Annotated in this window: 12 protein-coding genes; all 12 read right to left on the bottom strand. The window is 31.5% G+C overall.

Going from position 1 to position 16299, the window contains the following annotated elements:
- Positions 1 to 2: 2 nt before the first annotated feature.
- Positions 3 to 1607 carry a putative Ig domain-containing protein gene (locus M4I21_RS05940; RefSeq protein WP_249558202.1) on the bottom strand — a complete coding sequence of 535 codons (1605 nt, stop codon included), beginning with the start codon at positions 1605 to 1607 and terminating at the stop codon, positions 3 to 5.
- A gap of 291 nt (positions 1608 to 1898) precedes the next feature.
- Complete coding sequence (locus M4I21_RS05935) at positions 1899 to 2963, bottom strand: hypothetical protein (RefSeq protein ID WP_249558201.1); 1065 nt, start codon at positions 2961 to 2963, stop codon at positions 1899 to 1901.
- Between the two features lie 168 nt (positions 2964 to 3131).
- The gene (locus M4I21_RS05930) at positions 3132 to 3635 is read right to left on the bottom strand and encodes a hypothetical protein (protein WP_249558200.1); all 504 of its coding nucleotides are present in this window, start codon (positions 3633 to 3635) and stop codon (positions 3132 to 3134) included.
- 83 nt (positions 3636 to 3718) lie between these two features.
- Positions 3719 to 4990, bottom strand: coding sequence for an outer membrane protein assembly factor BamB family protein (locus M4I21_RS05925; protein WP_249558199.1), 1272 nt, complete (start codon positions 4988 to 4990; stop codon positions 3719 to 3721).
- Between the two features lie 82 nt (positions 4991 to 5072).
- Positions 5073 to 5657 carry a hypothetical protein gene (locus M4I21_RS05920; RefSeq protein WP_249558198.1) on the bottom strand — a complete coding sequence of 195 codons (585 nt, stop codon included), beginning with the start codon at positions 5655 to 5657 and terminating at the stop codon, positions 5073 to 5075.
- Between the two features lie 80 nt (positions 5658 to 5737).
- Positions 5738 to 6475 carry a hypothetical protein gene (locus tag M4I21_RS05915; protein ID WP_249558197.1) on the bottom strand — a complete coding sequence of 246 codons (738 nt, stop codon included), beginning with the start codon at positions 6473 to 6475 and terminating at the stop codon, positions 5738 to 5740.
- 136 nt (positions 6476 to 6611) lie between these two features.
- On the bottom strand, positions 6612 to 7502 hold the full coding sequence (locus M4I21_RS05910) for an energy transducer TonB (RefSeq protein ID WP_249558196.1): 891 nt from the start codon (positions 7500 to 7502) through the stop codon (positions 6612 to 6614).
- 351 nt (positions 7503 to 7853) lie between these two features.
- Positions 7854 to 10442 carry an AAA family ATPase gene (locus M4I21_RS05905; protein WP_249558195.1) on the bottom strand — a complete coding sequence of 863 codons (2589 nt, stop codon included), beginning with the start codon at positions 10440 to 10442 and terminating at the stop codon, positions 7854 to 7856.
- Between the two features lie 251 nt (positions 10443 to 10693).
- Positions 10694 to 11323, bottom strand: coding sequence for a hypothetical protein (locus M4I21_RS05900; protein ID WP_249558194.1), 630 nt, complete (start codon positions 11321 to 11323; stop codon positions 10694 to 10696).
- A gap of 237 nt (positions 11324 to 11560) precedes the next feature.
- A complete protein-coding gene (locus tag M4I21_RS05895; RefSeq protein WP_249558193.1) occupies positions 11561 to 11881 on the bottom strand; it encodes a hypothetical protein in 321 nt (106 codons plus the stop codon).
- 57 nt (positions 11882 to 11938) lie between these two features.
- Positions 11939 to 13306, bottom strand: a complete 1368-nt coding sequence (locus M4I21_RS05890; protein ID WP_249558192.1) for a TlpA family protein disulfide reductase — start codon at positions 13304 to 13306, stop codon at positions 11939 to 11941.
- Positions 13307 to 13549: 243 nt separating this feature from the next.
- Entirely contained in the window at positions 13550 to 16195 is a 2646-nt protein-coding gene (locus tag M4I21_RS05885; RefSeq protein WP_249558191.1) for a hypothetical protein, read from the bottom strand.
- Between the last annotated feature and the right edge of the window lie 104 nt (positions 16196 to 16299).

The following is a 16299-nucleotide window of genomic DNA, read 5'->3' as shown; positions in this document are numbered from 1 at the left end:
GGTTATTTAATACTAGTAACTTTTACAAATATTACGCCGTGCCTAGGTACACTGGCAGAAAACTCATTATTAAACCCACCAATATCTTTTTGTCTCCAAACATCTCTAAAAGACTGAGGGCCAGAAATACCTAACAACTCCCAATTTACAGTAATAATTTGTTCTTTATTGTTTAGGTTGAAAAGACCAATTGCTTTGCTACCATCTGATAATTCTTTAACTACAATCTCCATAGTATCATCATAAAAAACTGTTTTTCCTGGAACTGCTACTTCATCTTGATGAATTGCCAATACCTCTGAATTGGTTACTAAGTTAACCGTAAATTCATCCATAGTTTCTATAGGGCAACCAATTAATAAGGGTGCTGCCCATAACGACCAAAGTGATACGTGCGAGTATTGCTCATCTGCAGTTAAGCGAGATGGTTGTGGATTTTTACTTCTTGTATTTACCTCGCCAATAACTAACATATCTGGATCTGGAAAATGACCAGGAGCACCTGCGAAACCTTTTTCTAGCCAGTTTCTATGCGCCACCCACTCGTCTCTTATACTTTTATGACTTCCTTTTCCGCCCCATCTATCTTTTAAATCGCCATCTGTTCTAAAACAATTTACAATTTCTCCAAACAATGCAGCATTTTCTATAGGAGCTGTGTTACTTAGTGAATATACAATATCTCTATTACTATTTTTTAAAGCATTTGCCATACGTATGGTACTTTCTGGCTCGTTAGGGTTCCAATCGTACTTTAAATAATCTATACCCCAATCTGTCCATTGTGCCACATCGTTTTCATCAAAAGTATGTGCAGCAACTCTGGTAAATGTTCGTTTCTTTTTAAGTTTTTTATCGTTCATAGACTGGTCCCAATATCCGTTTTCGGTATCACTAGAACCACCAATATACCCAGCATATGTAGTAACCCAAGGTGACGAATAAATACCAACCTTTAATCCCATATTATGAATTTTAGTTGCCATTGCCTGCATATCTGGAAACTTAGTAGAATCTGCTAAAATACCGTGGTGTTTGCCACCCCTGTGAGATTGCCAACCATCATCTACGTTTATATAGCTCCATCCATAATTTGCTAGGCCTTTGTTCACCATTGCTTGTGCAGATGCAATTACATTTTGTTGCGTAACACTTGGCCCCCAGCAGTTCCAACTATTCCAGCCCATTGGCGGAGTTAAACAAATGGTTTCACCCACTACAATGGTAAAGTTCTTTTTTTGTTCTCCCTTTTTGTTTTTAGCCACAAATGTTAAGGCATAATCTCTTTTTTGTAGGTCTTTTATAACACCACTTATTAAACCCGTTTCTGTATTTAGTTTTAAACCTTCAGGCAATCCTTTTACAGCAAACTCCATTGGTCTTTTTCCGGTTACAGGAATACTATATAGAAATTGGGATCCTGGACGTACCCCAAATATTGCTGGTCCGTTTATAGTTGGACTAGCACTTGCTTTGGGTGTTAAAATATATTTACCCTCTACATTTATTGGTTTATAAGTTTTTTGCTCTTCTTTAGAGTTACAAGAAACGGTAAGAATGCAGCATACTAATAAACAAAGAGTTTTAGTGTATAAGTTGTTTAGCATTTGTGGTTTGTTTAAAATTGGTATTGCTAAATAACAAAGAACAACGGACTAGAATGTTTCTCTTAGTCAAACTTTTGTATTCTAACGTGCATTTTTAAGGTATACGGCATAAAAAAACGTGCTTACATAAAAATATAAGCACGTTACTAAGTTAAGGGAATGTAGTTCTACGTTTTTATTTAAAAGTAGATTCTAGTCAAATAAAACAATCATATATGTTCTCATTACCATAAGCTTCACAACTACAACATAAATGCACCAATTAAATTACTAATACTATTGTTTGTGTTTTTAATTCGCTTTTTCTGAAAAAGTTTTAAAAGTATAATCATTGATACCGTCTTCATCGGTATCTCTATTAATGATACGGACAAGTATTTTGTCATTAAGCTCTATAGGTGTATCACTAAGAACAATGCCCTCACCATTCTCAAAGCTTCTGTTTTCTACCTCACCATCAGTGATGCGAACTTGCTCATAAAAGACCAAACTTAAACTTGACTCTGCTTCGCGATATGCCCAAAAGCCCTTAAACTTTTCAATAAATACATATTCCTCTTTAAAAATAGGCTCGCATTCCGAAAATGTGGCTCCAAAATCTAAATTGTTAATCACATTCTTATATTCATAGGTAAAAGTGCCATCTTCATTTAAAGTGAAGTTTTGATATTCTATAAGCGTACAATCCTCGTAAAATAATTCTTCATCCTCACAAGATATAGACCTTTCATTACAACCATTCTCTCCTACTAAAACTATTTTTGTTTCACCATCTTCGGTAACCTCTTTTTTAGTATAATTCCAAGTACCCACTAAATCTGAATTTCCTCCCCAGCTTTCTACTGTAGTACATACTTGTATAGGTGCACTTATATTTCCTTGACTATCATAAACGCAAACTACATAACAAAAAGTACCAGATTTAACATCGCTGTTAAAACCAACGTCTAAAGTAAATTCATCTCCTTTAGCACTAATCGTGCTTACTTTACCAGACAAACTGTTCTCTGTAAGGTCAATATCATAATAACTGCTAGATACAGTACCACTTTCATCTTTAAATTGTAAATAAGCACCAACTATATCTACGTTAGATTTTAAATTAATTTCAAAACCTTCATTTAAAAAAGCTGCTTTACCACTATTTGCAATGCCTAACGTTATTGCCTCATTAGGTACCGGCGGCATACCTTCTTCTTTGGTTGCTCCTTTAATTATAACGTTATCTGATACCGTATTTGCTGCTAACGGAATAGTTTCCTGGTTTACGGCTTGCTGATCTTTTGTATCGTCTTCTGAGCAAGATGCAACAATTACGAATACCGCTATGGTAATAGCTCTAAAAATATTTTTCATTAATGGTTTAATTTTATAGTTACGCCTCTAAATTAACAAATAAAAACTGAATAGAAAGTTACATAAGTTTTACACAACTAAGAAAATATTAATTAAGTATAGCCTATATTGTTGGTAGTATATTTTATATCCTTTTAAAACTAGACCACCAAAAATTATAAAAAATACTTAGCAATCATTTTTGCTATATAATAAATCATCAAATAAAATTTCGTCTAATTTATCCTTTTCTATTTTATTTAAATCAACTTTTTTTAACTCAACTTCGTATTTTTGTTTTGTATCAGGACTTACCCAATTGCCTCTTAAATAATCCCCTTCTTCTTCTAAAAATAACGCTCCGGTAAAATTATCCTCGACCATACAGTATTTCTTTTTTTGAATGTCTGTAGTTGTATTAAGCAGCAACCATTTTTTTTGATTATCATACTTGTACATAGCGTTTAATAAAGTCATTTCTCCACCGCAAGGATGTTCTTGCTCATTTAAGTACAGTGATATTTTAGTTTTTCCGTTTAGAGTTCCTTTGTATAAAATATTCCTATTTACGTTTGTAGCACCCTCAAGATGTATATCTTCAGTGCTAATCTCTATTTTAGAGTTTAAACCTTTATGTTCTTTAGTTCCAATATTTAAAAATAATATTGAAATTATTATAAGTAATTTGTTCATTTTTAATGCGTATTAATGATTCGTATTACGTGTGATTTATAAGGTGCTGTGACGCGTTTTTTATTCGTTCAGTTTCTTGTTATTTAATTTAGAGCAAAAATTACAAAGTGCTTATTTTTTTCATAAGCTCCGTATATGGTCCCATTGGCATAAGATAATGGGTCTGTTATAGCACCTTCAAGATACCCACTAAAAAACTTTTCTCCGGTAGTTTTGTCCAGTATATATACAGTGCCAGTAGAGTCTCCAAAATATAAATAATCTCCTACCATAATTAATTCGGTTATATATTTACCTTCTACATTATAACTCCATATTTTTTCACCAGAACTTAAGTTAAATGCTTTTACATAAGAGCCATAATTTACACCCATATGGGTATGGTAACCATCTGCTGTTAGGTAATGTGTACCATTATCTACAATGTCATATTTTTTTTCAGAATCGGAAAAAGCCATTATGCCTAACCGCTTTCCTGTTTTTTTATCTATTTTATTTAAATGGCTATAACTAGAAACATATAAGGTGTCTTCATATACAAAAGGTTTTCCTTCGTTTAAATCATATAATTTAGACTTCCATTTTAAATCTCCGTTTTTTTTACTGTGTGCGTATAAGTTACGGTGGCCATCATTAACGTATATAACATTCTCCGTTATTAAAGGAGGGATACCACTTCCTATATTTGCATTAAAAAAATACTGTGTACCACCTGTTTTAATATCCAATGCCACCATATGTTTTTCTAACGTAATAAAAACGTTATCTCCTCTAAGCAAAGGTGCCGTTTCATTTGTTCTTTTTTTATTAATGGTATACGCTGCAGTGTCTGTTACAATTGCGTTTCCAAACATATCTTTCTTATCAGATATATAACTTTTATATTCGTATGAAAAGTCTCGTTTCCAAATCACTTTACCATTTTTAGCATTAATACCATACACAAATGTTGAATCTGGAGCCGCAACCAAAATATGATTAGAAACTAATAGGCTATGCTTAATTTTACTATCCAGTTTAATTTTCCATTTTAAATTACCAATACTGTCAATTGCATAAATATCTTTTGACTCTGTACCAAAAAAAGTTGTTCCATTATCTACAACGAGTGGTGTTGGTTTGCCTCCTTCATATTTAAATTCCCACGTAACTTTTGGCTTTCTCTTTGGTATAAATTTACTTTTAACCTTTCCGTCCATAGCAGGCCCCATATATTGTGGCCAGCTTTTATTTTTATAATTCTTGGTATGTATAGCTGTTTCTGAAGTTTTAGAAGGCTCTTCTTTTTTTTGAGATGTACACTGACTAGAAATAAGTAATACTGAGATACAAAATAATAATAACTGAGATTTCATAAATAAATATTGTCTTGTTTTTATAAATACCACAAAGCTCAAAATAGAAAGTTTGTGCTTTATTTTGTTGGTACGGTGTTCTTTATTTAAAAGTAGATTCTAGCACTGCTTTTTCTATTTTTTGCTTATCAAATTCATTATCATAAATTGCAGTTATAGAAAACTCTTTACCTTCAATTTCTGCAACATAATAGTCAGACGTATAGGAATATTTTTCTACTGTATAATTTGTGGTTTTTCTAATTAGGTAGAATTTTATTTTATCAATAACCAATTCACGCACTAGTACATTTACGGTATTTTTGGGGTTATTATCTTTTGGGTGAATTTTTAAATATTCTCCTAGTATTTCTGCATACCCCTTAAGCGTGTATTGCTCAATACTTTCATTATTTTTATAACTCGCTAAAACAATATTCATTTGTACAGCATCTGTTTTTGCTAATGAAAAGAGGACTGTATCATCTGTAGATAGTGTAACACCATCATTTTTTTGCTTTTTAATATATGTTTCTCCAGCTTTTACTATTTTTTCAAAATTATCTACTCTAGCACTATATGCCGCTGGTGGTGTAATACTCCAAATACACTTTTCAATGCGGTAGTTTTTTTGGCCAAAAGATTGAAAACTTATTGCTAAAAGTAAAATCAGTAAAAAATTTCTCATAAAATGGTTTCTTCAAAGGTGAGGTAACGTTCTTATATATCATTTATTCCGTGATTAAGCACTAAAGTTCGAAACTGACATTAATCTTCAAAACTAGTCAGAAATCCAATTCTAGTGTTCATTTCTTTAATTTTGTTATAGGACTCTTTTTTTGTAAAAAATAAATATACAGAACTCAAATTTTCAGACTCTATTTTAGCTATCTCTTCCTTTTCTTCTTCTGTTAATATTACATTTTTAAAGTCTACTATAACATCAGACACCATAGAAATTATAACATCACCGGCATCCCATTTCCGAACACTAGATCTAGTAAAACCCGCAGAAGATTCTGAAAGTTTAAAAGCACCATATTTATTGTTTAACCCCTTAATTGTATTTTTAATCTCTGTTTTTTCAGCCTCCTCTGCATACGCACAAACCAATATTGTGTTATTACTTAAATCGGTTACAGCATTGAGCTCATCAAATTTTAAAGAACTGTATGTAGCTAAACAATAATCTTTCTCCCAAGTATTACCTCCTGCTCTAGCACTCTGCATGTATGTTACTGCATAAGGCGTATCTATTCTAAAAGAGTTTCCTCCGCCATCAATTGTATCTCTATCTGTTTGAAAAAAATAGATAGGACTAACATCATTTTTTCTTTTTTTATGGTAATCAGACCACTCAGCTTTCAAAGATTTAGAGTAGAATTCTTTTGCGTTAAATGAGCTAAGATTTATTTTTTCTAAACTAAAATTTCCGTCTTCTAAATATACCTGACTAGAACAAGAAGTTAAAAAAAGAAATAAAAGTATGTTCAGTGCTATTTTCATTTGTTGCTAGTTAATGTTGTGTAACGTTTTTTATCTAAATAATTAATGGTGTATTTAACTAAAAACAAAGTATTTGAATGCCCTAATAGATATGCCTAAACTACTTGCTCTAATTTTAAAATTAAGTTTCTTGTAATTAGTTAAGTTTAAACGTTAAAGGTATACTAAAAGGAACTCTAACGGGTTTTCCCTTTACTTTACCAGGAGTCATACGAGGAAGTTTTGCAAAAATTCTTCGCCCTTCCAATTCAAATAAAGGGTGTGGTCCTCTGGTTTTTATGTTTTTTACAGATCCATCTTTATCAATAACAAACATTATGTTTACTCTACCTCGCATTCCTAATTCCTCAGCTTCTTCTGGGTATCTAAAATTTTTAACAATGTGTTTGCCTAATTTATTTTGAAAACAAGATTTCTGGCTGCTTTTGTCCATATCCTCACATCCAGGAAATATGGGTACATCTTCTACAATAAAAAAGGGTACATTATCTTCAGCTATTTCTTCTTCTTCTTTTAAATTTTCTTTACTTACTTTAATATCTATAACCTTTAAACGAATACGTTCTCCTGGATTAAATTTTGCATACAACACATAACCAGTACTAACAGCCGTATCTTTTAATTGAACCACTTTTAGTGCAGGGAGTTTTTTTAGAATCAGATCTATTTTTTCTTCAATAAATTTAGTTTCTGGCCTACTATACATCTCCGTAGATTCTAGCTCTCCTTTAGTATCTGTAAAGAATTTAAAATATACTTTTCCATTAAAATTTTGAGAAATAGAATCTTTAGGCATCTTTAAGTTCTCATTAAAAAACGCTTGTAATTTACCTGTAAAACAAACGTTTTGTGCTCCTGCCGTGGTTGCTGTACATTCGCTAAAATTGGCATAATCGGTAACTTCTTCAAACGGTCTGTAAGAAGTTATTTCCATACCATCACCATTGGTTTGGTTGTATTGTGCACTTAAGGTGAAAGTAAAAAACAAAGCGACAAAGAAAGTGTTGTAAGCTAATTTAAATTTCATAATGGTTTTATTGTGTAGTTAACACTCCAAATATTAAAAACTTTTAGGACTAATGTAACCACCAACATATATTTGTTAGTTATTAATAAATATTCGATATTAAAAATTTGTTGGGGAGAAGTAAATAAGAATACCCTTTTTCAATGTCAAAGTAGCTTTCCACGATTCCTTGAGTATTTGAGTTTTTAAGTGCTTTCACATTAAATTACAGCTAACGCTAAGTATAAGAAACGTAGCAGGTTAAAAACACTTTTGTTTTAAGTTTAAAAACAAAAATAGTAGAAAAGCACAAAACTTTGGAGTTAGCACAATAGGTCTATTTATTATATCCATTGTTAGCAGTTCGCCTTTTTAGTTATATGTTGCTTGGAAATTTCTTAGCTTACTTTTAAATGTATTTTTCCAATTAGAATAATCAGTTATGTCTTGTTCAATCACAGTTTTATTCGGTAGTTGTGGAATTGTTGATGTTCCTCCATCGTGTTCAGTTATAGAGTATTTACCAAATAGGTTTAAAAGAAAGTCTATATCTGATTGTTCAGTAACTATATAGCTTGAAAGATTTCCTTTTTTTAAATGAATATTCTTAGAAAAACGTTCGTACGTTTTATTTGAAAGAATTTCTTCAACAGTACGTTCTACAAGCATTCTAAACCTTTTTCGAGCAGAATCTAGTTTAGTTTCTCTGCCGTGAGCATCTGTTAACCCAAGCGAATCGTGTTCTCTTAAAATTCTTCTTATTGAATCAATTCTTTCTTGAACGTTTTTAGCCAAATAAGGAATTTCATCCGTGACTATTCCACTAATCCCATTATATTTATCAATACCAATAATAGCACAGTCTATTGTAGTTACTGATTTATGAGTATCTATTAAAAGACGTAAGAAAGATAAATCGTGAGTTAAAACTACAATTTGCCTATTTTGTGATAATTGAACGATTTTAGATGCAATTAAATCTCGATAATCCATATCTAATGATGTTACTGGGTCATCAAAAATTATTGAGTTTAATCGACCATCAATAGTACATTCTGCCAAAAAATTTGATAAGGCTACTATTTTTTGCTCGCCTTCGCTCAAAACAGTGTTGATACTATCATTAATACCGCTCAAACTACATCTTTGAAATGTATTACCTTGACTTGTTCGAGTTCGCGAAATTAACACCTTAGATGCGAGTTCAGTATTAAATGAATTTAAGTGAGAAATAAATTCTTGGTGTTGCAAGTTGACAGCTTGATTTTCCATTATTTCTCCAATCTTTATTGATATTGTTCTAGTATTTAATTTAGCTCGGCATTGACTAATCCAAGCTTTAAATTTATACTCGTCATAATTTTGAAGAATAGCTGTTTTATTGGCGAATAAAAATTCTTTTGTATTTAGCTCTTTCAGTTCAATATCTAATGCATTTCTATTTAATAGAAGCTGGGTGTTTTGCTGAATTTGTACATCAATAGCTGGGATTAAACTTGAAATGTGTTCAGACAAAATAGGCTTAGTAATATTAAATTCGCCACCGTTTTCCAAGTATGCGACAACTCTACTTTTTAATGTTGTAATGAGTTGAGTAAATTGAGTATAGTTATTTCTGAAATCAGGAATTGATTGTTCTAATTCTGCAAAATTTTCTATTGGTTGAATGACTAATGAGTTATAGGATAGCTTTCTTTGTTGAATAGTAGAGTTAATTGCGGTTAGTTGTGTAGAAATGTCATTTAAAACAAATTGGTTAAAGGCAACTAGTCTTTGCTGTGCTGTTTCATCTAAGTCTTGTTGACATAACACACACTTTTCTAAAGATTCGGATGAAGGAAAATTTTCTCCATCTGACATATTGGAACTATGAGCAAAATTCTTAGCAGAATCCCATAGTGTTCTCCAAGGATTATTTCCAAGTCCTTCAATTGTGTTAAGTTCACTTAAACCATTTACCGAAATTTGATATGCTTGATTAGTACTTTCAAAAGTTGTTCTAATTCCTATTAGTTCAGTAATGTTCTGTTCGCTAAATAAATTTTCTATTGCTGAAAGTTGCCTTATATAATTGGTAAGTCTAATTTTTCTACCATTTAAAACTTCAATATTCTGTTGAGGGTTTTGTGAATTCGTTAATCGTATTAATTCTTGTTTTCTGTCAATATCTGCTTGTCTAAATTGAATATAAGTATCAATCTCTGTCTTAATTAAGTTTTCAATATTTGCGAACCATTGAGCGGAAATTGAAGAAGAAAGAGAATTATCTATAATAGGTTTTTGAGTGTTTAAAGTAATGACCTCCAAGTTTAATGATTGAGAAAGTTCCCCAAAGATTGAAACTAATTTTTCAAGTACATCAATTCCAATCGGTTTGTATTCAGTAGGATTTTCTCCATTTATATAGACGTCACTACAACCATTGTCAAAAATAAAAATTGAATTTAGAGATGGATGACTTGGACTGTTCTCAGTCCAAGTAAAGTCAATATTAGAGCTATTGTGTTCAATTGTGAGTTCAACTTGTTGTTGATTTGAAATAGGATTGAAAACGTTTTTTTTTAATTCAACACTTGGGTTACGACTCCAGCAGAGTTTATTTAAAATTCTTGAGTAACTTGATTTTCCGGAACCATTATTTCCATAAACAACATTTAATCCATTTTTTGAAAACTGTAAATTTCCCTGACTATGTAAAGCACAAATATTAATCGGATTTTTAAGACTGACCAACTTTGGGTAAATTCCGTTGGCGGATGTGGAAGTTGGTATATGAGTATTGTTTAATGGAATTGCATTTAAAATTATTGATGTATCTCCACATTCTTTTTTGAGCAATAATAACAGTTCATCAATATCGTTTTGTACAATTGTTGTTGAAGTTATTATCCTTCTTAATGCATCTTGGATAAAAAGAGGTCTACTTTGCGACCAGTTTAAAATTTCTTGGTATATAGACATCTTTTAAATTATTAGTTATATAGTTTTTTTGGCTTACAGCTAACGTTTGAGCTAAGCGTAGTGCGGAGGCAAGGAAACTTTTCGTTTCCGTTTGCGCACGAAGCTAAAGCTTATGGATTTTGCTTTTTCTTTATTTTGTCCAAAGCTAAATCCATAAGATTTAGCAGACTTTGCAAATAAACACAGACCTTTCAATTTTGCCCAAAAGTCCGCATTACGTTTAGGCTTTGTTGGCAATAGTTATTTTATATTCAACCTTTAAGTTTTAGTCCACTAAACGAACTTTTAATCATTTCCCATAACATCCCTGCTGATTCTGGTGTAATACCTAATGACATAATTAGACTGGCTATAGTTCCTATGAACAAAGATTTCCAATCAAACTTTTTCAAATCATCTACTTTGGTGTCTAACTCATCTAGTTTATGTTCAATAATCTTTAGTGTGTCAGAAGAAACATCCAATGTTTTTACCTTTTTCTTAATATACTTAAGACTCTGTCTTATTGATTCCTTTTCATTCTTTGAAAAAGACTTATTTAAATCATCATAATCTGTATTTAAGTAATTCTCGTTCTCAAATGTTCCCCAACCATTTGGTGTATTTAATTCAGAACTTATTTCGTTTGACCATAACTTAAAACGATGTATGACTCCATCCCATTTCGTAACAGTCGTACCAGCATTTGTGTTATCAATCGACTGTATTGTGATTTGATATTGGTCTTTATCCGTTTTTATAATATTAAAAGAGAAATAATCAAACTTAAATTTAATCTTAAATTCCTGATAACTGCCTGAAGCTTCAAAATCAAGTAAATTAAGTTCATTTTGATTGAAAATACTTGAAAGTTCTTTTTTTTGCTGATTTGTTATTCTCATTCTGGTTAATTATTGCCAACTATAAATAAACGCATATTTCTATTCTTAGCGCTTAATTATCTTACAATATAAAAACATTTTTTGTTGTGCAATTACGGATATGTGTAATTGTATTAAAATAATATATAAACGGTAGCAATTGGGTGATAGTTTACATTTCACTGTTAAAAAAAATCCCCTTTTACGCTAGTTTTTACAAACCAGTATAAAAGGAGAAAATAAATAAGTGTTAGGTGCTTAATACGCTACGTCTATAAAACGCATAGATCCTGCTGGTACTGTTACTTCTATCTTATTGTTGGTTGCTGTAAACACCTCTTTAGATAAAATATCTACTATTTGTTTGGGTGTTTTATGGGCAAATGTTACAGTAACTTCTGTGTCTTGTGGGTTTATGTAACCTGGGTCTATTAAAATTAAACGTGTATGCGTATCATCTAATCGTATAGCGCTCCATGATGCTCCAGAAACTACTATTGGTAGTTGTTTAGCTCCTTCTGCTACTGTTGCCTTTATAACCGCACCAAACTCTTTTGCGGACTTAGTAAATATACCCAAACTTATGGTTAAGCGCCAAAACCCGTATTAATTATAGCCATTGTTCTAAAACGATTTTTACCAATAATTATGGTTTTTTATGTCTTTTAATTTTAATAAAAACTGTATTTCTTGTGGAAGATAAAACGCCGGGTCAATTAAGTTCATATTTCTGTCAATCAACACATAACGAGGAATACTCTGCATTTCCATAAATTTGGTAAATCCTTTGTTAGTCTCTATTTCTTCATCAAACCAAAAAGTCAATTTCTGTTCTAATTCGTTTGTTTTTATCTTCCATTTTTCCTTGTCTTTTTTCTTATCAACACTAAAACTCAAAACCTTAACATCTTTTGGAATTACCATATTATTCATTGTCTTTACACCTTGTATACAAGGCACACACCACGTAGCCCAAAAGTCAATTAAGTAATATTTAGAATTATTTTCAGAAAGTATTTCAGCAATTTTGATTTTCTTATCGTTTATGTCAATCATCTCTATTTTGCTCAAATATTCCTTAAATTTTTTGTTATTTAAAGGTGTTATTTCTTTTCTAATATGTGTTGAATCTCTCTTATAAAAATCAGTAGTTTTTAGCCAATCCACAGCTTTATTATATTTTGCATCTCCCTTGTTATCCTTTAATTTCAAAAAACGATATGCACCAATAGCAAGTTGTTCAATATAAGTTTCAGAATTGTTTTTTGTATTTAAATTTTCGTAATCTAATAATTCGGCATTATTTTTAAAGTAATTGAATAATAGGTTTAATTGAGCGTGTCCTATCATTATTATATCGCTATTTTTTATAAACTCTTCTACTCGTTTGTCTTTGGGATTTGCTTCTTGTATTTCACCCAAATAGAGCATTTCATTTATTTGAGAGTTCGGTATTTGATTGTTTGTTAATTTTTTAAAATAACCGTTTAGACTATCCAATTCTTTACTATAATTTTCACTCCCTATTGTTTTATTTTCTAAATGTTTTCTTCTTAAATACTTGTAGCTTTTATGAATACTGTCTGTGAGAATGCTTTGAGAAGTTTTATTTTTTAATTCAATTAAATTTGAATCACATTTAAGTTGTAAATCAGTCATTTCTTGGCTTGCAATAAAATGTCTGTATATTATTTGCAAATTCTTGTTTTCGTCAAATTTCGACTTGAGAAATATCATTTGATAATAGTCATAAAACAAAGGAAGTTTTTTTGTGATTATAGTATCTTTATTACTATTATTTTTAAATACTAAACTAAACTCATCATAAGGTTTTAGCCAAACATTTATATTCTTAGATGTTTTTGCAGGCATTTCTAATGAAATGGAAAAGGAATCTTTTTTGACTATTATATTCTTTTGTGGATTTTCTAATTCAGTATGTTTTTCTTCTTTACAAGAAGTTAATAAAAGTGTTATTAATATTAGGAATAGAATTTTGTTCATTGGTTTGTTAAAATGTTTTACAACTAGTTAGTAAACGCAACTACAAATTTAACGCGCTTAATTTTCTTACAATATAAAACTATTTTTTTGTAGTACAATTATAGATATGTGTAATTGCATTAATATAATATATAAATGGCATCAATTGGGTGTTTATTTGCAATTTGCCCATAAAAAAAATCTCCTTTTACGCTAGTTTTTACAAACCACTATAAAAGGAGAAAATAAATAAGTGTTAGGTGCTTAATACGCTACATCTATAAAACGCATAGATCCTGCTGGTACTGTTACTTCTATTTTATTGTTGGTTGCTGTAAACACCTCTTTAGATAAAATATCTACTATTTGTTTGGGTGTTTTGTGCGCAAAGGTTACCATAACTTTTGTGTCTTGTGGGTTTATGTAACCTGGATCTATTAAAATTAAACGTGTATGCGTATCATCTAATCGTATAGCGCTCCAAGATGCTCCAGAAACTATTATTGGTAATTGTTTAGCTCCTTCTGCTACTGTTGCCTTTATAACCGCACCAAACTCTTTTGCAGGTACCTTAACTCCGTTTTTAATACCTACTTTGGCTGTAGATACAAAATAGGGTTTGCCTTGTTTTTCTACAAAACTTTTAGCCTCTATTGGTGCTACGGCTACCATACCGTTTGGCAGTACTGGCATATAGTTTAACCATCTGTATTTTACGCCTAAGGCTGCGCTAGAAAAATCGTACTCTGGTATGTTTGTACCTGCCCAATGCATTTGTCCTAATGAGAATACGGCATCGGCATCTGCCTTACTATATTGTTTTAAATTATGGTGGTTGTCTACGGTGTGTATTAGTTTTTCATCTACATCTTGTATTAAATGCCATGAACTAATAGACATAATATCTTTTGGTTCTACTAATGGTAAAACTCCAGATTTCATTAAAGCAAATAGTACGTTTAAACCCGGTTCTTCCGTAAAAGGGTTGTTTGCTACTACACCATACCTAGCACCATAAGCTGCCATTAATGTTCCTTGTCTTAAATAAGGAGAAATAGATGTTTGTCCGCCTGGAGAAAGTGGTCTCCAGCTTGTTGGGTTATCGTCTATTAAACGCATTGCAAAATCGTTTACATATCCGCTAGATTGCATACCTACACGACCTGCTAAATTAAGTTCTTGTATTCTGTTACTTGTATCTTCTGACGCTGGTACTAAAATATCAGTATAGGTATTAGAAAAGAACATCTCTTTCCATAATGGTAAGTGAGCGGTTGCTGCCCAAAACATATTTTTGTATCTAAAATACAGTTTTGCTCTGTTGTTTTTACGAATTGCCTTTGCTAGTCTTGGCATATACTCCCTTACAAAGTGTTGCACTCTAGGGTCGTCTACATTTGCCATTTCTGCATACACAAAACCGTAACAGGTGTTTGGTGCTACTTCTAATATTTTTTCTAAGGTTTCTATTTGTATGTAAAAAGGATCGTTACCGTGGCCTGCCCAAAAGGTAAATGGCTGCCCTTCTGCCTCATATTTTATGGCCATTTGTACAATGTCTTCTCTAGAGTCTTGGTACTTGCCACGCTTGTCTTTTTTTAGCGCATCTTTACCAATAATTTTTACCAATGCAGAACGATCTGTACTCTCTTTTGGCGATTTCTGAATTACAAATTTTACATTGTTTCCGTTTAGGTTATTTACCGCAGCATCTACTTTTTTAGAGGTAATCATTACCCAATCTTTCTCAGATTTTTTTTGATATGCTGGTAACTTAAAATCTAATGTTTGTTGGTAAAGCTTGGCTAAATTTTCTTGAACCTCTAACATTCTACCTTGCTTTTCTTGGGTTGTATTCCACCAATTTTTAGCATCTAAATTGTATACATAAACTGCATTACCACCATCTACTTCACCAGCTGCAAATAGGCTGTTTTTACTTGGTACGTAGGTAATATCACTATACACCTTGTTTTTGTAGTTTTTACCTGCCTTTAGTACTAAATTTCCTTTTGTATCTAAAATGTAGATTACACTACCGTGCTGAAACATAATTTCTTTACTCTTTGGTAAATATGCTCCTTTGCTATGTGCATACCTCTGAGTTTCTTTTCTGCCGCCACTGTAACTTGCCAACTCTTTAAAATTAGCGTCTATTGCTGTAAAAAATGGGTTAAAAGACGTGTCTCCAAAAATTAAAATATCGTCTAAAGCGTTGTTATTTATATCTGCTACAGCAAAATCTGTAATCATTGCTTTGCCTAGTTCTTTTAAGGTATTGTCTTTAAAATCTAAACTTTTAAGCGCTTCTTTTGTATCTGGATCTAAAAAGCCTAAAAACTCCCATCTAAATTTATCGTGAACATAGGTCATTACAAAAAGACTCTGTTTGTCTTTTTCTATAAAGTTACCCGGCATTAATTTACGTACTACGCCATCTATTTTTGTGGTAGACACCAAATTACCTTTAGCATCTAACTCATACAACTTATAGTTATTACCGCCTGCAAATATTTGTGGTTTTCCGTTGTTTATAACAGCAACTTCACTAAACCTAACTTTATCTTTTGGGGTAAACGTCCACAGGATTTCTCCTTTGTGATTGTAACAGTACACAGAACCGTTAGCACTTGCCGCAATAAGCTCATCTTTACCATTATTTGTAATATCTGCTGCTGCTATATTAAATAGTAAGGCTGGGTTTGTACTTGGTTGGCTCCATATTTTTTCACCAGAGAGTGTGTATGCAGCTACCGCACCATCTAACTCGGATACGTATAAAATTTGATCTTTATTTATGTTTGCAACAATAGCATTGCGTATGCCATTGCCTTCTGTTGTAAAATTTTGTGCTTTAGCATTTCCTATAATTAAAAGAAATACAAGTATAAATGTATATTGATTTTTCATTTTTAATGGTTTTGTTTTAAAAAAAAAGAGTAATGATTATACATCTTAAATAGTACTACATTTTAAGACCATCATTACTCTTTATACAAGATAACAAACATATG

Source organism: Cellulophaga sp. 20_2_10 (genome assembly GCF_023476645.1).
Taxonomy (GTDB): domain Bacteria; phylum Bacteroidota; class Bacteroidia; order Flavobacteriales; family Flavobacteriaceae; genus Cellulophaga.
The sequence above is the reverse complement of the archived record's forward strand: the minus strand, read 5'-3'. Positions and strand labels throughout refer to the sequence as shown.